At 51.4% G+C, this 21,050-nt stretch carries 20 protein-coding genes and 1 pseudogene; 8 read left to right on the top strand and 13 right to left on the bottom strand.

Translation table 11 applies throughout. From position 1 onward, the window contains the following. Positions 1 to 188: 188 nt before the first annotated feature. Positions 189 to 533, top strand: coding sequence for an endoribonuclease SymE (symE, locus tag AC534G_RS21690; RefSeq protein ID WP_069324118.1), 345 nt, complete (start codon positions 189 to 191; stop codon positions 531 to 533). Positions 534 to 750: 217 nt separating this feature from the next. On the opposite strand, the gene AC534G_RS21695 is transcribed toward symE, so the two are convergent. The 5 genes from AC534G_RS21695 to AC534G_RS21715 form a co-directional block, all read right to left on the bottom strand. Beyond that, positions 751 to 1,257, bottom strand: a complete 507-nt coding sequence (locus AC534G_RS21695) for a hypothetical protein (RefSeq protein ID WP_110496107.1) — start codon at positions 1,255 to 1,257, stop codon at positions 751 to 753. Positions 1,258 to 1,529: 272 nt separating this feature from the next. Beyond that, positions 1,530 to 2,594, bottom strand: coding sequence for a DUF2955 domain-containing protein (locus AC534G_RS21700; protein ID WP_110496108.1), 1,065 nt, complete (start codon positions 2,592 to 2,594; stop codon positions 1,530 to 1,532). Further along, a complete protein-coding gene (locus AC534G_RS21705) occupies positions 2,584 to 3,651 on the bottom strand; it encodes an HlyD family secretion protein (RefSeq protein WP_110496109.1) in 1,068 nt (355 codons plus the stop codon). Before AC534G_RS21705 ends, AC534G_RS21700 begins: the two co-directional genes overlap by 11 nt. 6 nt (positions 3,652 to 3,657) lie before the next feature. Further along, complete coding sequence (locus AC534G_RS21710) at positions 3,658 to 4,122, bottom strand: MarR family winged helix-turn-helix transcriptional regulator (protein WP_038636927.1); 465 nt, start codon at positions 4,120 to 4,122, stop codon at positions 3,658 to 3,660. Positions 4,123 to 4,270: 148 nt separating this feature from the next. After that, positions 4,271 to 4,435 carry a DUF1127 domain-containing protein gene (locus AC534G_RS21715; RefSeq protein ID WP_003019180.1) on the bottom strand — a complete coding sequence of 55 codons (165 nt, stop codon included), beginning with the start codon at positions 4,433 to 4,435 and terminating at the stop codon, positions 4,271 to 4,273. Positions 4,436 to 4,612: 177 nt separating this feature from the next. Here AC534G_RS21715 and AC534G_RS21720 point away from each other — a divergent pair, with 177 nt between their 5' ends. Continuing rightward, positions 4,613 to 6,025 (top strand): aminotransferase-like domain-containing protein, encoded by a 1,413-nt coding sequence (locus AC534G_RS21720; RefSeq protein WP_069324124.1) that lies wholly within the window; start codon positions 4,613 to 4,615, stop codon positions 6,023 to 6,025. Between the two features lie 26 nt (positions 6,026 to 6,051). Here AC534G_RS21720 and AC534G_RS21725 read toward each other — a convergent pair whose 3' ends face one another. Further along, positions 6,052 to 7,002 (bottom strand): Rpn family recombination-promoting nuclease/putative transposase, encoded by a 951-nt coding sequence (locus AC534G_RS21725; RefSeq protein ID WP_199981148.1) that lies wholly within the window; start codon positions 7,000 to 7,002, stop codon positions 6,052 to 6,054. Between the two features lie 230 nt (positions 7,003 to 7,232). Between AC534G_RS21725 and AC534G_RS21730 the strand changes: the two genes are divergently transcribed. The 3 genes from AC534G_RS21730 (at position 7,233) to mdtM (ending at position 10,314) form a co-directional block, all read left to right on the top strand. Continuing rightward, positions 7,233 to 8,048, top strand: coding sequence for an AraC family transcriptional regulator (locus AC534G_RS21730; protein WP_110496110.1), 816 nt, complete (start codon positions 7,233 to 7,235; stop codon positions 8,046 to 8,048). A gap of 48 nt (positions 8,049 to 8,096) precedes the next feature. Next, complete coding sequence (locus AC534G_RS21735; RefSeq protein WP_110496111.1) at positions 8,097 to 8,747, top strand: LysE family translocator; 651 nt, start codon at positions 8,097 to 8,099, stop codon at positions 8,745 to 8,747. Positions 8,748 to 9,072: 325 nt separating this feature from the next. Then, positions 9,073 to 10,314, top strand: a complete 1,242-nt coding sequence (gene mdtM, locus AC534G_RS21740) for a multidrug efflux MFS transporter MdtM (RefSeq protein ID WP_038636916.1) — start codon at positions 9,073 to 9,075, stop codon at positions 10,312 to 10,314. An 84-nt stretch (positions 10,315 to 10,398) separates the two neighbouring features. Here the strand turns inward: mdtM and AC534G_RS21745 are convergent, their stop codons facing one another. The 3 genes from AC534G_RS21745 to AC534G_RS21755 all read right to left on the bottom strand — a co-directional run bounded on the left by AC534G_RS21745 (position 10,399) and on the right by AC534G_RS21755 (position 13,653). Further along, positions 10,399 to 10,959 (bottom strand): YagU family protein, encoded by a 561-nt coding sequence (locus AC534G_RS21745; RefSeq protein ID WP_038636914.1) that lies wholly within the window; start codon positions 10,957 to 10,959, stop codon positions 10,399 to 10,401. A gap of 239 nt (positions 10,960 to 11,198) precedes the next feature. Continuing rightward, complete coding sequence (gene metC, locus AC534G_RS21750) at positions 11,199 to 12,389, bottom strand: cystathionine beta-lyase (protein ID WP_038636913.1); 1,191 nt, start codon at positions 12,387 to 12,389, stop codon at positions 11,199 to 11,201. A gap of 31 nt (positions 12,390 to 12,420) precedes the next feature. Then, positions 12,421 to 13,653: a dicarboxylate/amino acid:cation symporter gene (locus tag AC534G_RS21755; RefSeq protein WP_038636908.1), complete on the bottom strand. Its 1,233-nt coding sequence runs from the start codon at positions 13,651 to 13,653 to the stop codon at positions 12,421 to 12,423. 219 nt (positions 13,654 to 13,872) lie between these two features. On the opposite strand from AC534G_RS21755, the gene AC534G_RS21760 reads away from it, so the two are divergent. The 3 genes and pseudogenes from AC534G_RS21760 to AC534G_RS21770 form a co-directional block, all read left to right on the top strand. Then, on the top strand, positions 13,873 to 14,799 hold the full coding sequence (locus tag AC534G_RS21760) for a LysR family transcriptional regulator (RefSeq protein ID WP_110496112.1): 927 nt from the start codon (positions 13,873 to 13,875) through the stop codon (positions 14,797 to 14,799). A gap of 75 nt (positions 14,800 to 14,874) precedes the next feature. Continuing rightward, positions 14,875 to 16,155 (top strand): DUF445 domain-containing protein, encoded by a 1,281-nt coding sequence (locus AC534G_RS21765; protein WP_110496113.1) that lies wholly within the window; start codon positions 14,875 to 14,877, stop codon positions 16,153 to 16,155. Beyond that, positions 16,151 to 16,309: pseudogene (locus AC534G_RS21770) on the top strand (MFS transporter); the annotation flags it as partial. The gene AC534G_RS21765 and the pseudogene AC534G_RS21770, both read left to right, overlap by 5 nt. Positions 16,310 to 16,581: 272 nt before the next feature. Here AC534G_RS21770 and AC534G_RS21775 read toward each other — a convergent pair. From AC534G_RS21775 to AC534G_RS21790, 4 genes are all read right to left on the bottom strand, one after another. Beyond that, positions 16,582 to 17,589: a porin gene (locus AC534G_RS21775; RefSeq protein ID WP_069324131.1), complete on the bottom strand. Its 1,008-nt coding sequence runs from the start codon at positions 17,587 to 17,589 to the stop codon at positions 16,582 to 16,584. A 188-nt stretch (positions 17,590 to 17,777) separates the two neighbouring features. Then, positions 17,778 to 17,981: a hypothetical protein gene (locus AC534G_RS21780; protein WP_042312608.1), complete on the bottom strand. Its 204-nt coding sequence runs from the start codon at positions 17,979 to 17,981 to the stop codon at positions 17,778 to 17,780. A gap of 637 nt (positions 17,982 to 18,618) precedes the next feature. After that, positions 18,619 to 19,392 (bottom strand): Uxu operon transcriptional regulator, encoded by a 774-nt coding sequence (uxuR, locus tag AC534G_RS21785; protein WP_038636895.1) that lies wholly within the window; start codon positions 19,390 to 19,392, stop codon positions 18,619 to 18,621. A 133-nt stretch (positions 19,393 to 19,525) separates the two neighbouring features. Then, positions 19,526 to 21,001 (bottom strand): fructuronate reductase, encoded by a 1,476-nt coding sequence (locus tag AC534G_RS21790; protein WP_085048377.1) that lies wholly within the window; start codon positions 20,999 to 21,001, stop codon positions 19,526 to 19,528. Positions 21,002 to 21,050 lie beyond the last annotated feature (49 nt).

A 21,050-nucleotide genomic window follows, 5' to 3' on the forward strand; every position in this document is an offset into this window, starting at 1 on the left:
ACTTTATATTTCCCTTCAATTTAATTCCCGTATTTATATTTCCAGTAACGCCTTTATTATTGTCCATTTTTAGCTGGCTTTATTTTTATTTACTGGGTAGATTTACAGGTGTTATTTAACGCAAGGCACCCGTGCTGCAACACGAGCGCCTCGCTAATCACAATCACTATTCTCGGAGAATAGCCATCATGACTACCGTCCATTCTATTGCAGATCCGTGCGATCCAGAAGTCTCCCCGGCAAATAATCGTCTGGGTACCGTGACTTATGCGAGTCGTTATCCGGATTACACGCATGTTCCGGCAATTATTATGAAAGGCCAGTGGCTGGAAGCTGCCGGTTTCGCCACCGGCTGCAAATTCGATGTCAGAGTGATGCCCGGCTGCATTGTGCTGACGACAAAGCTGCCAGAGCCGGAAGAGCCCGCGTTATTGCAGTCGCTGCGTCGGGTGTGCAAGCTGTCCGCACGTAAGCAACAGCAGGTGCAGGAGTTTATCGACGTGATTTCGGCGAAGCCGCGCAAGCAGGGATAACTTCTAAGATGCCAGACGGCGCTAAAGTATAGATTCGCGTTTGTGCCGGGTGGCGGCTACGCCTTACCCGGCCTACATATATAGCGATATCAATATGTTGCGCATATTTCATGTGGGCCTGATAAGCGAAGCGCCATCAGGCACTGATTTATCATCAGCCTCACGGCTTCTGCGCGCCGCTTGTTCAAACCTTAAGCGATAACTCAGATCTCACCATTTAAATTGTTTTATTAAAGGGAACAGAATTTTCAACAGTATTGATCATAACCGCAATACACCGCTTCCCTTCTGCCGTTTTGACCTTATACATTTCCCTGATGGAATTAACAAATAGCTTATTCATTTCTTCTTCTGACTCAGGGAAAGAGGCAAATGCACATATCTGCTCAATAGTCAGCAATGGTCTCTTATCGTTGAGAATAGCCAGAACACCGGCGGGGTTATGTGGAATGGCTTCAGATACCGCCCCCTGCAAATCTTCCGCCGTACTGGCATCTACTCCGGATTCCAGAGCACTGGCCAGCGTTAACCAGTCATTATTACCTTTGCTAATTTCAGGAATAATATGGTTCCACCATTCTGATTCATTGTCATTATAAAGTGTGTGTACAACAGCATTTGCTCCTTTTTCATTTATCATCTGCAGAAGCTGAGGTGCAGTATGCTCTGCAGCGCAGGAAGCACCAGAAAGCATAAATAGAAAGAAGGTAACAATAAATTTCACTGTCTTATCCATTCATAATGACACATCGTTTAAAATATAATGATCGTAGAATTAAATTTGTTCATAAGTTCACAATTATTAAAATTCAGAATATTTATAATTTATATGCTTTTATTTCTCGAACAAATAAACCATATTCTGAATAATTAGATAAAGGTGAAACAGCAGGTAATCTGAAAAACGCCCGGTGGCGCTGCGCTTACCGGGCCTACAAACCTTCTTCTGTAGGCCGGATAAGGCGTTTACGCCGCCATCCGGCACTTACTCCCCACTCACTCGGTAATTACAAACCGTGTCGCAGCAAAGCAGTTCAACACCCGGTGCACCAGAAATACTATGGTGAGCGTTGCCACCAGCGCGACGGTGACGGAGGTGATGCGGTACAAATCGCTGAATACCAGGTCCTGATCCGGGTGCAGGTTCTGGCCGAACATAATGCCGATAGTGGTGATACTGGCAAACCCCACGCCCGCGCCGACTTTTTCCATTACGTGCAGGCGGGCGCTGAACGCCAGCCCGAGGCCAATCAGCGGCATCATCAGCACCATGTGGTTACTGAAATCATAGATAAGCAGCTGCACCAGCAGAATATACAGACAGGCCAGCACCACGCCGACCACACGCCAGATCGAGCTAATCACCGCCCCGCGATAGTGCATCGGAAACAGGATCAAAATGCCCGCCATCAGCGCCGACAGCGAATCACTCAAGTCACAGATCTGAAAGACAACAAAAATCATCGTCGCCACCGTGCCGGAAAGCAGCGACTCGTGGCGCACCCGGGCGGCATCTTTTTCAATGCGCGGCGGCGGCTGGCGGGGTTCCACGTCCGGGATCAGATAATGCAGCAGCGCGCTCAGCGCCACCGCCATGACGCAGGCTTCCATATTGGAGAACATCAGCGTATGCCAGTTGGTGGTGGGATAGCTCATAAAATTGAGCATCGTGCTCTGGCATACCACGCCCATCGAACCGAGCAGAAACAGTGACCCTTTGCTCATAAAACGAAAACGCATCACGTACAGGCCGAACACCACCAGCGTCATGATCAGCGGCCACTGTGAGAGATAGCCGACGATCAGCACCATTTCAACGCAGTTTACCGCCGCGCTGAACACAAACTGTTTTGCCACATGGCGGTTGAATACCGGCACCAGCGACAGCAGCATCAGCGGATAAACCACAAAGAACACGCCGTACTGCACGTTGTAGAAGGTTGAGATACTCAGCGCGATTGTCCCGGCAACGGAGATACGCAGGGTCTGGCGAAAATCATTGGCGGTGTAGACAATATTCCCGTGCGGCGTAAAGACGTGGGCCAGCGTGTTAATAGACATAATGCAGCCAGCTAACGAGGTGGATCTGCGCCCCGGCAAAGGTGCGGGCGAACATCCCCTCGCTGTTATACAGCTGTACCGTGGCGCGCGCCCCGGTCGGTAACGGCGTGTCGAGCGGTTCGTTCAGCGCCACATGAATACGCATACGCTGGGCATCACGCACCCAACGGGTGGACTGTTCCGGTTGCGACAGTTGGCCGTTAACCTGCTCCTGGCCCGCCAGAATACCGGCATCGCTGCTGGTAACGCGGGCAGAAAAAACCTTGCCCGGCATGGCGTCGAACACCACGGCGGCCTCGGTATCCACGCGAGTGTGGCGCAGGCTTTTCTCGCGAAAGTCGGCCACGATATCGGTCTGGTGGCTGACCAGCGCCAGCAGCGGCGTGGCGGCGGTGGCGTACAGTCCGGGGCTAAGCTGCAGGTTACTCACTATACCGTCGGTCTGGGCATACACTTTGCTCCATCCAAGGTTCAGTTGCGCCTCTTCCAGCGCGTTACGGTATTTTTGCAGCGTCACGTTGCGCTTGTCATCGCGCTCGCCACGCTGGATAAGCAGGTTCTGAATACTGGCGTTGAGCGCCGCCACCGACTGCTCGCTGGTCTGCCAGGCAGTGCGCACCTTGTCGAGATCGGATTGCGACACATTCTGCATGGCGCTCAGGCGTTGATAGCGGTCAAAGGTGGTCTTATCGTTACGGGCGTTGAATTGCGCGATGCGCAGGTTGGCACGCGCAGAGGCGATCTGCGCATCCAGCTGTTGGTTGCTCAGCTTCGCCTGCTCAAGAGCAATCTGCGCCGCCTCGACCTTATTGATAAACGGCGTCGGATCCAGTTCGTACAGCAAATCGCCCTTTTTCACCCGGCTATTGTTATGTACATGCACCTGCGAGACATAGCCGGAAACGCGTGAGGAAACAGGCGTTACCACGCGCATCACCGTGGAGTCTGGCGTCAGCGGGATCCAGATATCAGCAACGATAAACCAGGCGAATATTACCAGGAAAGCGGCAATACTCACCCTTACCCAACGGGCAAATTTTTGTTCTGGGGTCATCATAGTTTTTTAGTGTTGATTGTCTTCTTCGCGGATTGTCCGCAAATTGCAGGCGATTTGATTTAACGTCGCGCTGAAGGCGGCAAGCTCCGCTTCAGGAATGGTGCAGGTGACGCGATGTTGATACATCTCAATCACCCGGTTAAGTTCTTCAAGCCTTGTACGGCCCTGCGCGGTCAGCGTCAGCAGTCGGATGCGTTTGTCATAAGGCGATGTGGAACGCAGCAGGTAGCCCTGCTTTTCCAGTAGTGTGAGGGTGCGCATCAGCGGCGGCAGTTCAATGCCCTGCACCTGGGCCAGTTCACTGACCGAGACGTTGTCTCCCAGTTGATACAGCTGCATCAATACCGTCCAGCTTGATTGCGTCAGGCCTGTATCGGTGATGGCAGCATCAATAATGGCCCGCCACTGGCGTACCACCATCGCCATGCGCATCCCCATCGGACGCCGGGCAAACAGTTCATCTTCAGTCATGTTTCTTTTTCCTCATCGCTGAGAAGAAAATAATACTTATCAGGATAAGTATCAAGAAACAGACTATCAACAAGCATAAATTGATAAACACCGTGAATATAAAAGAGGCCGAATGCGCTAACACCCAGCCTCTGTCGATAGAAAATAATTACTCCACCTGATCGCGTCGCAGCCCGACGTCACGCAGCCGCTCATCGCTCATCTGTTGCAACAGGCGCCGCGTTTGCGCCCGTAGCCGCCATGCTTTATATGCCCGCCAGATCAGAACAAACCCAATGAACGGCTGCTTTGCTTTATTCTCATGAAATTCCATACTTTACCTCCCCACCTTGCCAGAGGCTTTATCTTCACGGATTTGGGCCTGAACAATACAGACTCACAAAGTACTTTTATTTAACATACAGATTGGTTAAAAAGAGTTCTGCATCGCTTTTTTTACGCCAATCTGTACTGGTTTTTTTATCTGTATGGTACCCATGAGGGATACAGCATGACGCGTTACCAACATCTGGCCAATCTGCTGGCCGAACGCATTGAGCAGGGGCTGTATCGCCATGGCGAAAAATTGCCTTCGGTGCGTAGCCTGAGTCAGGAGCATGGGGTCAGTATCAGTACCGTCCAGCAGGCATATCAGACGCTGGAACAACTACAGCTGATCACGCCGCAGCCGCGTTCCGGTTATTTTGTCGCGCCACAAAAAGCACAACCGCCGGTGCCGCCGATGTCGCGTCCGGTGCAGCGTCCGGTCGAGATAACCCAGTGGGATCAGGTGCTGGACATGCTGGCAGGTCATGCGGACAAATCGATAATCCCTTTTAGCAGTGGCGTGCCCGATATCAATCAACCCAGCCTGAAGCCACTGTGGCGCGAACTCAGCCGCGTGGCGCAGCATAATCTCAAGGCAGTTCTGGGCTACGATGAATTACCTGGCTGTCGGGAATTGCGTCAACAGATTGCCCGGCTCATGCTGGACGGCGGTTCGATCGTCAATGCGGATGATATTGTGATCACTAATGGCAGCCAGAGCGGAATGTCGCTGGCGCTGCTAACGGTCTGCCAGCCTGGAGATATTGTCGCCGTTGAATCTCCCGCCTACTACGGCACAATGCAGCTGCTACGCGGATTAGGGATCAAAGTTATTGAGATCCCGACCGATCCGGATGCCGGGATCAGCATTGAAGCGCTGGAACTGGCGCTGGATCAGTGGCCGATTAAAGGGGTGATCCTGGTTCCTAACTGCAACAATCCGCTCGGCTTTATTATGCCGGATGCGCGTAAACGCGCTGTGCTCGCCCTCGCCCAGCAGCACGATATTGTTATTTTTGAAGATGATGTGTACGGAGAGCTGGCTACAGAATATCCACGTCCGCGCACAATCCATTCCTGGGACAGCGACGGTCGGGTGCTACTGTGCAGCTCATTTACCAAATCCGTGGCGCCGGGATTGCGCGTCGGTTGGGTTATTCCCGGTCGTTATCACGATAAATTTCTGCATATGAAATATGCCGTCATCGGCACTAACGTTCCTGCTACACAGCTGGCGGCCGCCACCTTCGTGCGCGAGGGGCATTATCATCGTCATGTTCGCCGTATGCGTCAGATCTACCAGCGGAATATGGAGATCTATACCTGCTGGGTACGGGAATATTTCCCCTGCGGGATCTGCGTCACCCGGCCGAAAGGTGGCTTTATGCTGTGGGTTGAATTACCACAGCAGGTCGATATGGTCTGCGTCGCCAAACAGCTCTGTCGCCTGAAAATCCAGGTCGCGCCTGGCTCGCTATTCTCCGCATCCGGTAAATACCGCAACTGCGTACGCATCAATTGTGCGTTGCCGCCAGACGAGAAGCATCGGGAAGTCATGCAAAAACTCGGCGAGGCGGTAAAGGTGGCGATAGAGTAAGTCGGTATACCCGGCTTCGCCTCTGTCTAGTGGCTTAACCCCTGGATATCCTCAGCGGAAAGTCGGGTAATTTTTTGTACAGTGCTGATATCGATGCCATCTGCCAGCATGGTGCAAGCAATACGGAGCGCCTCAGTTCGCTGCCCCTCTATCAGCCCTTCTTGTTTACCTTCTTGTTTACCTTCCTGCAGACCTTTTAGCCATCCTTTTTGAAAACCTGCCTCATGCAATCTGTCCGCGATCGTCATCAAATGCTCCTTATGCTGCGGTGAACGTTCAGCGACCCCACGAATAAACTCACTGAATCGAGGTGCATCGCCAGTTTGCAAAATATAATTAAACAGCGTCTTTATCTGGCTGTCATTAGTCAGTCCAGTAAGTAGCAGGGAAACAATTTGTTCAACAAGCCCCATAAGATCGCGCTGACGGATGTGTTTTTGAATTAACTCCAGCAGTGCCATACGCCGATGCTGTACAATTTCATCATCCGGTATGACTGTAATATCCACCAGTGGAAATGCCGCAGTATACAGCTGACGCGCCAACTTCGGGTTCGCAAATTCGTCCAGCCAGCACAGCGACCAGGGGTATGGACTTTTAGCGCCGTGATAAAACAGCATCGGCACCACCAGCGGCAATTGCTGGTGTCCGGCATCTAAGTGTTTCTGCATGGCCGCAACCGCATAGCGCATCAACCGGAATGCCATATGTGCATCCGGTGTGCTCTGGTGTTCGATCACTACATAAATATATCCATCCCCTTCCGTCGTTTTCACCGACCAAAGCATGTCGGAATAGGACGCGCGTAAATTCTTTTCAATGAAACTATCGGACTCGAGTTTCAGCGTCTGAAGGTCACAAAGTTCGCATAGTGAAACAGGAAGATGTATTTGCAGAAAATCCCGTGCGGTCTCTGGATGACGTAAAAACGTTTTAAAGACCGCATCATGCGGGGTAGAAGTCGTTGCTTTACTCATGGCGATCCGTCACCTGGGAATAAGATGCCGTGAATGTAGCGCTGGTAAACCACCCCCTCACCTGCAACTTTCTCTCTTTGCGAGGCGATTTCAGAGATAAAAACGTCCCTTTGTAACGTCCGCATTTATCTGGAACGTATCACGCAGAATCACGACCTCAATGCACATTCCCGCTTTTTCATCGCACGCCCTGTGCTATAACAAATCATCACTTTCATGGAGGGCGCGATGTGACGCATACCCGGGATATTCCACAATCGTTCTGGCGTGATGCGCAGTTGCCGTGGCTGGAGCTGCGCAGCACCTGGCGTAGTCATCAAGCCTATAAACGTCATCATCATTCTCAGCTCTCGGTTGGAGCGATTCTTGAGGGTGAGACGTGCTGCCAGTGTGATGGCAAAGAATACCTCCTGAGCTCAGGCGACCTCATTGTGATCCCATCGCTGGCACCTCACAGCTGTAACCCCGTTAATGGGCGGTTTCGCAGTTACCATATGCTCTATCTTGATGTCCGGTGGTGCCTGGCCCATCTGCCTGCGCTGAGCAGCAATCAGCAGCTTTACCCATGCACTCCCGTTATCCGCGATCCGCAATTATTCCAGCGCTATTTGCGCCTCGTGGCGCTCATGCAGCGGCAACAAACGACACAGATAACCGATGCCGCGCAGGCACTGCTGCGCTCGCTGCCCTTGCAATCGGTAAAAGCGGAAAACCTTAGCGCTGCCAGCGCGTATCTGCGTGAACGGTTGCAGTCCTGTTTGTTTGCGCCCCCCTCGCTGGACGATCTGGCTTATGAATGCCACATGCGTAAAGAGACGCTGATCCGTAACTTTAAGCAGGACACCGGCCTAACGCCGGGGAGTTATCTGAATATCCTGAGAGTTAACTATGCCCGTCAGCGGCTGCGTGCCGGGGACGAAATTGCGGATGTCGGCTACCAGAGCGGGTTTGCCGACCAGAGCCATTTCCATCGCACCTTTGTGCGCTACACCGCGGCTACACCGCGTCAGTATGCATTAGGACGATCAATATCAGACAATAATTAGCGCGGCATCAGGCGTAGGGTGAACTCGGATTCCTTCTCTGAGGTCACTATGTCACTGCTTGCTGAACTTTTTCCGTCTGCGTTTCCCGCGTTGGCGCTGGCGCATTTTGTCGCACTCCTTAGCCCGGGTCCGGACTTCTTTTTACTGGTCGGCTATGCCGTACGTTACCGGATGCGCGGCAGCGCCGGGCTGTGCGTGGGGATCGCCATCGGCAATGGGCTGTATATCCTGCTGGCGATTATCGGTTGGGGGATCCTGCGTCAGCTTCCTCTGCTGTTTACAGTTATTGAGCTATTGGGCGCACTCTATTTATTGTGGATTGGCAGTCTGCTGATACGCAGCCGCCCACAAACTCTGACCGGAGCAGACGCCCAGTCGACCTGTCCAGGGTTTGGCAAACAGCTGCTGCTGGGGTTAGCTTCGTCGCTACTCAACCCTAAAAATGCGTTGTTTTATCTGGCGCTAATGACCGCCCTGCTCGGCCCGTCGGTGACGTTGCTGCAACAAAGCATGAGCGGGATATGGATGACCAGCGTGGTGCTGTTCTGGGATCTGCTGATCGTCATGTTCATCGGTTTACCGCAGATCCAGCGACGCTTAACCAGAGGGATATTGTGGGTAGAACGTATCGCCGGCGGCGTACTGATCATCTTCGGTTGTGCCATCGCGCTGCGTTTTTTGCAAAACATCATACTCTGATAAACGTGGCGATTTTCTGCAAATAAACCGGATAAACTCGTTTAATTAATATCCAATCCACATTACACTGCAAATGGTTGCTACCCGTTCAACTTACTCTTCCTGAGGTGCGATGTGCTGATTGTTACCTGTAATCGTTACGCTTTCTGACCCTGCGTTAGTGAGCGTTTCTCCTGTTTGCGCTTCACGCAGACAGCGTTTTTGATTACATGAAATTCAGTACATTTGCAGTCTGCTTTTATTCTGTCATCGGCCTGACGTCTTAAAGACGGTATTGAATTTCGTTATTCCCGTTGAGGGTTTTCTCCCGACAAGGAGCTGTTTTATGCAACGGATTCTCGCGTTTTTCTCCCAACGCGCTACGACGCTATTTTTTCCTATTGCGTTGATTTTGTATGATTTCGCCGCCTATCTGTCGACGGACTTGATCCAGCCCGGCATCATTAATGTCGTACGCGATTTCAACGCCGATGTCAGTCTGGCGCCCGCGGCGGTCAGTCTCTATCTGGCTGGTGGTATGGCGCTGCAATGGTTGTTAGGACCGCTTTCCGATCGGATTGGCCGCCGTCCGGTACTGATTGCGGGAGCGCTAATTTTTACGCTCGCCTGCGCTGCCACATTGTTCACCACCTCGATGACGCAATTTCTGGTCGCCCGTTTTGTGCAAGGCACCAGCATCTGTTTTATCGCCACCGTCGGCTATGTCACGGTGCAGGAGGCATTTGGGCAAACAAAGGCTATTAAGCTGATGGCGGTAATCACCTCCATTGTGCTGGTGGCGCCGGTTATCGGCCCGCTTTCCGGAGCAGCGCTGATGCATTTTGTACACTGGAAGATCTTGTTTGCCATTATCGCCGTCATGGGGCTTATCGCACTCATTGGACTCACGTTAGCAATGCCCGAAACCGTCCAGCGTGGCGCGGTGCCGTTCAGTGCGCGCAGCGTCTTACGTGATTTTCGCGACGTTTTCCGCAACCGGGTGTTCCTGTTTGGCGCAGCCACGCTGTCGTTGAGCTATATCCCGATGATGAGTTGGGTGGCAGTCTCACCGGTGATCCTCATTGATGCTGGCGGCATGACCACATCCCAGTTTGCCTGGGCGCAGGCGCCGGTGTTTGGCGCGGTGATCGTCGCCAATATGGTGGTCGTCCGCTTCGTGAAGGATCCGACCCGGCCACGCTTTATCTGGCGAGCGGTTCCCATTCAGTTGAGCGGGCTGGCGGTATTGATTGCTGGCAATTTACTGTGGCCGCACGTGTGGTTGTGGTCAGTACTGGGGACCAGCCTGTATGCGTTTGGCATTGGAATGATCTTCCCAACGTTATTCCGCTTTACACTATTTTCCAACAACTTACCGAAGGGTACGGTTTCGGCATCGTTGAATATGGTGATCCTGACGGTGATGGCGGTTTCTGTCGAAATTGGGCGTTGGTTATGGTTCAACGGCGGCAGGATTTCGTTTCATCTGCTGGCGGTGGTGGCAGGTATTGCCGTCGTGTTCACGCTGGCAGGCTTACTGAAGCGCGTACGTCAGCATGAGGCCACCGCATTAGCCGCAGAGAGTTAACCTTCTACGAACTGCCCCCATTCGTGAACACTGATATTGTGTTTAGCGGTTGGGGGCAATCCATCATAGTGCATCTACTTTTAATCATCTGACGAGAGATAACGGAACTTCCGCATCGGGTTCATGCGTGATCCGATTACGCAGGTCGCGGCGAATCATTTCAATGACCCAAAACCAGAAAATATGCCCAATGATTTCCGACACATATTCATCAAATGGCAGCTGAGACAAGGGCGGCGAAAGATGAAGGGCGGGAATGAAGATGCCATGAACTGCCACCGTCACGATTAAACCTGCCAGTACCCCCTGCCAAAGTTTAACTTTTGGAAAAATTTCAGCGGCAACGCAATATCCGACTGCAAACACTAATGAAAATATGATGTGCGTGACCATAACCGGATTAATCACATGTTCAGAAAAGGTATAGACCGTTTGCGTGGGGTCAATCCCTAAATAGTCTCTGAGAAAAAGGTACGGAGGATTAAACTCATTTCTTCCCAGAGAAAATGTCCTGGGTGGAAGCGGAACTTCGGCTCCCCACTTAACAAATGCAGAAAGTACGCCAGAAACGATGCCGACTAACACGGCAACGCCATAATGGCGGCGTTCAGTTGGTGTCCTCGTGAATAAATCTTTCAGCTTCATAACTCATCATCCCCTCTGTGCCAGTAACCCTAAAAATCAGTAACTATGCTATCCAGGAGGGAAGATAAAAATCGTGATTAAGATTATCATTGATAAAAAATGATCTGAAGTGACTAATTATGAGTTAATTTGATTGTAAATATAACGTCACCGCCTATGTCATGCAGGCGTTTTATCCGGCCTACTGGCTTACGTAGGCCGGATAAGGATCAACGCCATCCGGCAGCGAGTCTGTCACCTCACGCGATGCGCGCAAACCCCGCTTCCAGATCGGCAATCAGATCGTCAACATCTTCCAGACCAATATGCACCCTGACCAGCGTGCCGCTGAAATCAACCTCTCCGGCCGGGCGAATGCTGTTCAGCTCTTCCGGTTGATTCGCCAGAATGAGTGACTCAAATCCGCCCCACGAATAGGCCATATGGAACAGCGAGAAGTTATCGAGGAAATTCGCCATCTGCTCGTCGGTCAGTCTCTTTTTAAGCACAAACGAAAACAGGCCTGAACTTCCGGCAAAGTCACGTTGAAAATACTCGTGTCCCGGACATTCCGCTAATGCAGGATGATTCACCCGCGCCACTTCCGGCCTTGCCGACAGCCAGCGAGCAATGTGAATACTGCTCTCCTGATGCTGCTTCAGACGTACCGCCAGCGTACGTAATCCGCGGCTACCGTTGTAGGCTGTGTCGGCATCCAGCGTTTGCCCCATCAGATAGGAGTTCTCTCGCAAACGGTCCCAACAGCGGGCGTTAGACACCGCCGTTCCCAGCATGCCATCCGAATGGCCTATGGTGTACTTGGTTCCTGCCTGAATGGAAATATCCACCCCGAAATCCAGTGCTTTGAAGAGGACACCCGCCGCCCAGGTATTGTCGATCATAATGACAATCTCCGGATTCACCGCGCGGATAGCCTTCACCATTCCCGGTACATCCTGGACTTCCATCGTGATAGAACTTGGTGATTCGAGGAACACCACCTTCGTTTCCGGACGCAGAAGATCAACGATCCCAGCCCCAATCAACGGATCGTAATACGTTGTTTCCACGTTAAATTTACTCAGGATCTTATTGCAAAAATCCTGAGTTGGCTCATAGGCCGCGCCCGTCATCAAAATATGATCGCCGCTTTGGACGAATGCCAGAATCGCATTGGTCACCGCTGCTGCTCCACACGGATACAGCGCGCAGCCGACACCGCCTTCCAGCTCACTCATGGCTTTCTGGAAGGCAAAATGCGTATAGGTTCCACGACGACCGTAAAACAGTTCGCCGTTAGCACGGTTGGCGGTGGCAAATTTCTTATCCTTCACGGTATCGAACACCAGCGAAGAGGCGCGTTGGATCACCGGATTCACCGCTCCCTGGGTATAGCGTTTGTCGCGACCAGCAACGACCAGATGCGTTTCAAGCTTCATAGCGTCTTTCATAACTTCTCCTGTTCTTAATCCGTGTGAAAACCTATACCACCGCAGCAGTAGAGTTTATTTCAGTGTTGGTCTGCTTTTTTCCAGCGAACCGTTCGACAATCTGTGCCGCGTTCAAATCATGGATGACGTTAATCAATGTAGCTGGCGCATCGGTAATGGTGCCCAGTACCACCAGCATCGGGATCGCTTCCATCGGCAGACCCAACGTGGTGACGATAAAGATCTCGCCAAGGAACGCCCCACCGGGTACGCCGCCGACGATAATGGCGGAGAGCACCGCAATCAGCATCGTCAGGAAGAAGGTTTCGGTGGTGAACTCCATACCCAGCACGGAATAGATAAAGACAATTTTCAGTGCGGCTATCATCGCCACGCCGCCTTTATTCAGGTTCACCAGCAGCGGAATGGAGACATCAACGATTTCCGGGTTGATCCCCATCGCTTTACCGGCGCGCAGCGTCACCGGGAGCGTACCCAGCGAAGAACAGGTCCCCAGCGCGGTTGCAGAGGGTTCAATCGCGTTACGCCAAAAGGCTTTCACCGCCGGAATACCGCCGCCAATGTACGAATAGAGAATAGAGCCAAAAACAAAGTAGACCAGCGTAGCAACCATAAACAGGCCAATGGCGCGGGCAAAGGTTAGCAGCAGAGCAGAGTCCTGGCTGGCCATGGTGGCCGCGAAGTAGCAGCCCAGACCAATCGGCGCAACCTTCATGATGATTGAGACGATCTTCATGATCACCGTGTTGGCATCTTCCAGCAGTGAGGCAATGCGTTTCCCAGCCTGATCCGATTGGCCAATCGCCACACCCGCAATGATCGCCATCACGATCAGCGCCAGGATATTGGACTTAGAAAACAGTCCAATAAAGTCGCTGGTGGTAATCATGCTCACAAAATCCATCTTGCCGCTGCCCGCCTGCACGGACTGCGAGAGATCGATAGTGACGCCCTGCGCCGGGTTATACCAGAGCGCCAGCGCGACGATCCCGGCCGCCGGAATAAAGGCCATCGCGATCGAAACAATAAAGATAATCGCCATAATGCGTCCCAGCCTTTTCAGGTCGGTCATACTGGCGATCGAAGACATAACGCTGATCCCCACCAGCGGCACAATAATCATAAATAACAGGTTTAAGAATATCTGACCTATTGGCTGGAGTTTACCTGCCAACGATGGGGCATAAATACCTAATAAGCCGCCAATCACCAGAGCAACTAATAAAATAATCGACGATCTGTAGGGTTCGAGTCGTGACCACATAATCGGTACCTTTAGAATAATAATTAATGAGATTAAATTCACAATGTGATGAGTTGCCGTTGCGCCTCCTGTTATTTTGTGACGTAACTCACCTAAGTTGTTATTTTTTCATTTTGCCAGTAAGTTGTTTCCTGTGATTCAATAGTTGCATGTTTAAAAGCCGAATGTAACGGCCTATTCGTACCGTTTTTGCAAATCACTTGTGAATTAAAGGAAACTATGAGTACGCCGATTTCACTCAAGCATCTGGAATTTTTTACGAAAATCGTCGATTGCGGGGGGCTGTCAGAAGCCGCGGCGCAGCTCAATGTCTCGCCGTCTGCGGTCAGTAAAAGCCTGGCCGCGATGGAAGACACGCTGGGGACGACGTTAATTAAACGCACCACCCGCAGTATTACCCTGACCGACGCCGGGCAATATCTCTTCAACCGCGCTAATAAGCTTTTGAAAGAATTCGATGAAACGCTGAATACCACTTCCGGTTATTACCACAGTCCACAGGGTGAATTACGTATAACCTGCTCAATTGCGTTTGGTTATTCCCGACTGGTGAACCTGGTGGATAAATATCGCACTCAGTTCCCGGATGTGAATTTATATATCGATCTCAACGATAACTTCGTGAATCTGAACGAAACGGATTTCGACATCGCTCTGCGCATTTCTACCGCGCCGCCGCAGAACTATGCCATGCGCAAGTTGGTGCCTGTCCGCTGGGCGTACTGCGCCTCACCCGGCTACCTTGCCAAAAAAGGCATGCCCCAGCGCCGCAGCGATCTGGTCAACCATGATTGCCTGGTGTATCCGGGTCTCACGCCAGTGCTAAAAGTGGCTGATGAACAGGATCGTCTGCATCAGCTCAAACTGCATATGCCGATCCAGGCCAATAGCAGCCTGGTATTACTGAAGTCGGTACTGGAAGATCAGGGCGTGGCGTACTTGCCGACTTACCTGATTGGCGATCATATTCAAAAAGAAGAAATAACACCGTTGATGCTCGACGGCACGATTACCTGTGAAACTCATGCTCTGTATGCGCTCTATTTTCCCAGTAAGTACAGCAACCCCAAGGTACGATCGTTTATCGATTTTCTGGTAGCGGAACTCGGTCCCTTACCTGTCTGGGACAACTGGATCCCGGAGTAAGATCTGGTCGCCTAAAAACGAGGGCCGCACCACATTTTTTGCACGATCCTGTCGTCTGGCTCTATTCTTAAGCCTATGAATAAAATTGCTGAACTCAAACGCGCCAAACGACTGGCGCTCTCATTGCTGCTGATTGCCGCCGCCACTTTCGTTATCACGCTGTTTCTGCCGCCTAACTTCTGGGTACTCGGAATCAAAGCGATCGCCGAAGCGGCGATGGTCGGCGCACTGGCGGACTGGTTTGCCGTGGTGGCGCTTTTTCGCCGGGTGCCGATCCCTTTTATCTCGCAACATACGGCGATTATCCCGCGCAATAAGGATCGGATCGGGGAAAATCTCGGTCAGTTTGTGCAGGAAAAATTTCTCGACACTCAGTCCCTGGTCGCGCTGATCCGCCGCCATGAACCAGCGCTATTGATCGGGAACTGGTTCAGCCAGCCGGAAAACGCCCGGCGTATCGGCCAGCACCTGCTGCAAATTATGAGCGGTTTTCTCGAACTGACCGACGACGCCCGCATTCAGCGGCTGATCAAGCGGGCAGTGCACAAGGCCATCGATAAGGTTGATCTCTCTGAAACCAGCGCATTGATGCTGGAAAGCATGACCAAAAACAATCGCCATCAGGTGCTGCTCGACACGCTGATCGCCCAACTGATCGCTCTGCTGCAACGCGATAGCTCGCGGGCATTTATCGCCCGGCAGATCGTGCACTGGCTGGAGACCGAACATCCACTGAAAGCGAAGATCCTGCCGACAGAATGGCTGGGCGAGCACAGCGCCGAACTGGTTTCTGACGCCGTAAACTCTTTGCTGGATGACATCAGCCACGATCGCGCCCATCAGATCCGCCACGCCTTCGATCGCGCGACGTTTAAGCTCATCGATAAGCTCAAACACGATCCGGAAATGGCCGTGCGAGCGGAAAGCCTCAAAAGCTATCTGAAAGAAGACGAAGCCTTCAACCGTTATCTCGGCGAGCTGTGGGCAGACCTGCGTCAGTGGCTGAAAACCGATATCAACGCCGATGATTCTCGCGTGAAGCAGCGCATTGCCAATGCCGGGCAGTGGTTCGGCGAAACGCTGGTTGCCGACAGCGCCCTGCGCGCTTCATTGAATGGGCATCTGGAGCAGGCCGCGCATAAGGTTGCGCCGGAGTTCGCCGCCTTCCTGACGCGCCACATTAGCGACACGGTGAAAAGCTGGGATGCGCGCGATATGTCACAGCAAATTGAGCTAAACATTGGCAAAGATTTGCAGTTTATTCGCGTCAACGGCACGCTGGTCGGCGGTTCTATTGGGCTGCTGTTATATCTGCTGTCGCAAATTCCTTCCCTGCTGACGCTGGCGAATCTTTAAGGGGACCACCTCGCTGGTGATGCCCCTCGCCCGTCAACTTAGCGTGCCGCGCAATATTAATCTACTGGGAAGCGGCGCTCAGGCCATCATTAACGCCACGCTGCGTGGTGCCGTTGCGTTGTTTTTTGCTGCGATTATCAGTCTCACGCAATGATATAAACAGCGATTCGGCAACCCTAAATAAAGAACAAAATACCCACCAGGAAAATTAAAATTCACAACCGTTAATTTATAAACTCACTTTAAAATGCGTAAAAATGGACATGTTAATTCAACATCAACACCATCTTCAAAAACGCATATATTCTGGTTTAAAAAAATCGCCCGCTTTAATAATCCTGATCGACTTAATTTGCTCCTTTAAAAACAGGCAGATGTAAAAAAGGCGTCTTACAAAAGACGCCTTTTACATATTATCACAACAAATTAGAACTGATAGGTCAGACCCGCAACAACCTGGTTGTCGCCGTCAGCGCCATCAAGCAGGTTAATTTTATAACCTACATCAGCAACCATATTTTTGTTGAAGTAGTAGTCCGTACCCAGCGCCACATATTCGGTCAGGTCATTATTATTGTTGTCACGCGTATGGACATAAGCCACGTTCGGACGCAGACCAAAATCAAACACATACGCAGCCATCGCTTCAAAGTGCTCAGCTTTGTCCGCATCCTGAATCAGGTTGTGAGACTCACCATACATCGTCGCTACGTAGATGGCGTTAGCATCATACTTCAGGCCAGCACCCCAGAACTCTGCGTTTTCGCCATCCCAACCATTCTGTTTCTGCTGAGCAGTCACTGAACTGGTGGTGTAGGCCGCAATCGCAGACACGCCGGAATCGGCGATATTATCGTAGCCCAGGGAGAAGCCGTAGCCATTGCCATGCTGTTTCGTTGGATCCTTATCGGTATCATCCTGACCCTGATATTGCGCGCCAAGGCTCAGGCCATCAACGGCACCAAACAGATTTTTGGTGCGGAGTGTTGCAACGCCAGAAGTGCGTGTAGTAAGGAAGCGGTCAGTATTTTCATAGGAGTCACCGCCGAACTCTGAAAGAGTGTCAGTGTAAGCTCCCACGTCGTAAGCGATACCGTAGTTACGACCGTAGTCAAAGCTAACGTCATGGCCATAATCCAGACCAGCAAACGCCAGACGTGTATTAACACCATTCTGTGAACCTTCTGCTTTAGCGGCATCAAACTGACTTTCAAACTGACCATAGCCAGTCAGTTGATCGTTGATTTGAGTCTCACCGCGAAAACCCAGACGTGCGTAGGTGCCGTCAGCATCGGTGCCGTCAGTCCAGGAGTGGACCGCTTTTACTTTGCCGTACAAATCAAGTTTGTTGCCATCTTTATTATAAATTTCCGCTGCATGAGCGGAAGTGATGCCTAATGCCATCACTGCTAATACCACTGCTGACTTTTTCATATTTTTACTCACTTTTAATTGTGAATTTTGCTATCAACTTTGTTATGAAGGCAGAAAGTCCTCATAAAAAAGCCCCCTGAATACCAAGGGGAGAAATCAAAAACACACCAATAAAGGCAATAATGAAGTGGCAATAAATAATTCACTACTCAGATTTCATTCAAAATCCGGAATAAGGTCAGCCAGGTTTACTCTTGATTCTCGCCCTGGTTAATAGAGCGATGTAGCATTAACGCCTCAGCGATAATATCTTGTTTACTTTTTCGCGTTTCAAATGCCAGCGTTCGGACATATTCCCACAGAGAATTATCAACACGGGCACTTAAAAGAACCATATCTTTAGATCGGGTACCCCTGGCTTTTCGGATATCGGGATAATCTCGAGAAGGCATCGTCATCATCTCCTGAACGCAATAAGACGCTTATGGCGATGAAATATGCAGTCAGTGTAAAAACATGTCAACGGTAAAAAGCATTCACAATCGTAATAAAACTGTTAATAAAGCGAGGTAAAATGGAACGATATTTCAAGTGAAAGATAACTTGTTTATAGAATAATGTGTAATTTTAACTTTACATATATTCATTTTTATTCATTTGATTAAAAACGCATGAAGCATTGACACGAATTATTACACTCAATCAAAACATCATTACAGCCAATAAGTTACATACCGTTATTAATGTCTACTTTTATGCGAACTGCTTGTTTTTATGTACTGTTATGCAAAGCGGTTCTACCCAAACCACTGCCGGAATCACTTTGATTCTCACTTAATGCTGACCTGTTTTGTCTAAAAATAAGCACGAAAAGGTAAAAATAAGGTAAATAACCCATTTTTTCGCATGCAAAATTAAGTTGTTTTTAATTGATATAAATCAATTTACGTCGTGTAAAGACGGCGAAAAAATCCCGGCTGAGGCGCCAGACAAAATTTTTTATGTCCAATTCAGCACGATAAAAGGGGAATAATCACGAGGGAAAGTACCACACGGACCGAAGCTGTCCGTGTGGCTGAAGAAGCGAAATCAGGCGTTAACTTTATCCAGCGGCCAGGACTCGAACAGATAGCCATCAAAGTCGATATCATCGACATTTGAAAATTCCAACAGCCGTTGTTTGACGTTTTCCAGATGCTGCCACATTGCCAGCTTGGCCGCGCGGGCGTCCTTTTTAATTAACGCCGCCAGGATCTGCTTGTGGTCGACCATCCACTCCTTACGGTAATGAGTATCATCGAGGTGGCTATGAAGCTGGATCCACATCGGGTTGTTCTCACGCCACTGCCATGACTGGCGAAATAACTCCACCAGCATGCTGTTATGCGTGGCTTCCGCAATCGCCAGATGAAACTGCATGTCACCGCTTTCTGATCCATTCGGTTCGCTGGAGGCCAGCTCACGCTCTTCCAGTTGCAACGCCTGACGCATTTTGACGATGTCTTCGCGAGTGGCCTGCAGCGCGGCAAATTCAGCGATGTTGCTTTCCAGCAACTGGCGCGCCTGCAGCAGTTCAAACGGACCGGCATCGTTGCAGTGATTTACATCCGTACTGTCGATACTCTGCGCATCCGCATTGTCGAGCACGTAGATTCCGGCGCCACGACGCACGTCCACCAGTCCTTTAATTTCCAGCATGATTAATGCTTCGCGCACCACCGTGCGAGTGACATTAAGCATCTCAGCAATTTCACGCTCCGGCGGCAAACGCTCACCGGGCTGGTACGGCGTCTGGACAATCAGATCGCGGATCATGGCACCCACTTCCTGGTAGGGTCTTTGTTGAGAAGTGTTCGATTTCATCGTGTTATGTCCGTCAGAAGCGTGTAATCAGATACGGTGAATAGGTATCGAACTATAGCATTTGCGGCAAGTCAAAAACAGAAAACGGGTCAACCAAATCAGTATTTTGATTGACCCGTCATAGTTCGGGGAATTAAGCGTCAGCGCTTAGCGCGGCAACACACTCACGCGCGCCCAGCTCGCACAGTTGTTGATACATGGCGATAACCGTCTCAACAAAGTCGGCGTTTTCCGCTAAATCATGGCCAAAAATCCCGCTCAGCCCCAGCAGCGCCGTCACACGTTCAGCCCCCTGGTACTGTTGGTTAATACGCTGGAATTCAGCCAGCATTGGGTCAACAACATCAATGGCCTGCCCCTGCTCATCCACGCCGTGGGTATAACGCATCCAGCCCGCGACGCCAAGCGCCAGGTGACGCCAGTCGCTGCCGTTTTGCAGGTGCAGACGCACCGGATCCAGCAGGCGCTGCGGCAGTTTCTGGCTGCCATCCATCGCAATCTGCCAGGTGCGGTGGCGCAGAGACGGGTTGCTAAAACGTTCGATCAGCAGCGTCGCATAGGCGTTGAGATCGGTGCCTTCCGGCATAGCCAGCGTCGGCGCCTGTTCCTGCATCATCAGCGCAAACGCCGCTTTGCGATACGCGGGATTGGTCATGGTATCGGCGATAGTTTCATACCCGCCAAGATAGCCCAGATACGCGAGGAAAGAGTGGCTGCCGTTAAGCATGCGCAATTTCATCATTTCAAACGGCACTACATCGGCAACGAACTGCGCGCCGACTTTATCCCAGTCCGGGCGACCATTGACGAAGTTGTCTTCAATCACCCACTGACGGAACGGCTCACAGGCGATAGCACACGGGTCGTAAACGCCCAACTGGTCGGCAATTTCCTGCAACGTTTCTGGCGTCGCTGCCGGAACAATGCGGTCTACCATGGTGCATGGGAAGGTGGCGTTAGCTGCAATCCACTCCGCTAACTGCGGGTCGCGCGCCTGCGCCAGGCCCAGCACCGCGACTTTCGCCACATGACCATTTTCACGCACGTTATCGCAGGACATCACGGTAAAGGCCGCCAGCCCCTGCTCGCGACGCAGATGCAACGCCTGTACGATGTACCCAATCGCCGATTTCGGCGCGGTCGGGTTCGCCAGATCGTGCTTAATCAGTGGGTTATTGAGATCTAACTGGCCGCTGGCAGCGTCGGTGCAGTACCCTTTTTCCGTGACCGTCAGCGAGACAATCGCCGTCTGCGGGCGCGCCATGGCCTGTAAAATACCGTCGCAACCGTCAAGATCCGGGTGTAGCGCTTCTTTCATCGAGCCAATCACTTTCAGCACGGTGTTGTCCGCGCCCTTTTCCGCCACGGTATACAGCAGTTGCTGCTTGCGCAGGTTTTCAATCAGTACGCAGTCGTTACCCGGCATCAGGTTAACTTCACAGATACCCCAGTCGCTGTCGGTGGTTTCTAAGAGATGGTGGGTGTACAGCGCCTGATGCGCGCGGTGAAAAGCACCGCATCCCAGGTGAACAATACGGGATTGCAGGCGAGAACTGTCCCACGCCGGACGCGCAACCGGCAGGTTGCTACTGGCAATTGTCGTTGTCATCGTGAACTCCAGAAGCCGTTGGAATACCAACGGAAGAGAAAAGGAAAAA

This window comes from Citrobacter sp. CRE-46 (assembly GCF_059615875.1).

What these genes read in the sequence shown, in the direction of transcription:
- symE (WP_069324118.1), top strand. Translation starts at nt 189, where the DNA reads ATGACTACCGTCCATTCTATTGCAGATCCGTGCGATCCAGAAGTCTCC.
- AC534G_RS21700 (WP_110496108.1), bottom strand. Translation starts at nt 2,594, where the DNA reads ATGTCTATTAACACGCTGGCCCACGTCTTTACGCCGCACGGGAATATT.
- AC534G_RS21705 (WP_110496109.1), bottom strand. Translation starts at nt 3,651, where the DNA reads ATGATGACCCCAGAACAAAAATTTGCCCGTTGGGTAAGGGTGAGTATT.
- AC534G_RS21710 (WP_038636927.1), bottom strand. Translation starts at nt 4,122, where the DNA reads ATGACTGAAGATGAACTGTTTGCCCGGCGTCCGATGGGGATGCGCATG.
- AC534G_RS21715 (WP_003019180.1), bottom strand. Translation starts at nt 4,435, where the DNA reads ATGGAATTTCATGAGAATAAAGCAAAGCAGCCGTTCATTGGGTTTGTT.
- AC534G_RS21720 (WP_069324124.1), top strand. Translation starts at nt 4,613, where the DNA reads ATGACGCGTTACCAACATCTGGCCAATCTGCTGGCCGAACGCATTGAG.
- AC534G_RS21725 (WP_199981148.1), bottom strand. Translation starts at nt 7,002, where the DNA reads ATGAGTAAAGCAACGACTTCTACCCCGCATGATGCGGTCTTTAAAACG.
- AC534G_RS21735 (WP_110496111.1), top strand. Translation starts at nt 8,097, where the DNA reads ATGTCACTGCTTGCTGAACTTTTTCCGTCTGCGTTTCCCGCGTTGGCG.
- mdtM (WP_038636916.1), top strand. Translation starts at nt 9,073, where the DNA reads ATGCAACGGATTCTCGCGTTTTTCTCCCAACGCGCTACGACGCTATTT.
- AC534G_RS21745 (WP_038636914.1), bottom strand. Translation starts at nt 10,959, where the DNA reads ATGAAGCTGAAAGATTTATTCACGAGGACACCAACTGAACGCCGCCAT.
- metC (WP_038636913.1), bottom strand. Translation starts at nt 12,389, where the DNA reads ATGAAAGACGCTATGAAGCTTGAAACGCATCTGGTCGTTGCTGGTCGC.
- AC534G_RS21755 (WP_038636908.1), bottom strand. Translation starts at nt 13,653, where the DNA reads ATGTGGTCACGACTCGAACCCTACAGATCGTCGATTATTTTATTAGTT.
- AC534G_RS21760 (WP_110496112.1), top strand. Translation starts at nt 13,873, where the DNA reads ATGAGTACGCCGATTTCACTCAAGCATCTGGAATTTTTTACGAAAATC.
- AC534G_RS21765 (WP_110496113.1), top strand. Translation starts at nt 14,875, where the DNA reads ATGAATAAAATTGCTGAACTCAAACGCGCCAAACGACTGGCGCTCTCA.
- AC534G_RS21775 (WP_069324131.1), bottom strand. Translation starts at nt 17,589, where the DNA reads ATGAAAAAGTCAGCAGTGGTATTAGCAGTGATGGCATTAGGCATCACT.
- AC534G_RS21780 (WP_042312608.1), bottom strand. Translation starts at nt 17,981, where the DNA reads ATGCCTTCTCGAGATTATCCCGATATCCGAAAAGCCAGGGGTACCCGA.
- uxuR (WP_038636895.1), bottom strand. Translation starts at nt 19,392, where the DNA reads ATGAAATCGAACACTTCTCAACAAAGACCCTACCAGGAAGTGGGTGCC.
- AC534G_RS21790 (WP_085048377.1), bottom strand. Translation starts at nt 21,001, where the DNA reads ATGACAACGACAATTGCCAGTAGCAACCTGCCGGTTGCGCGTCCGGCG.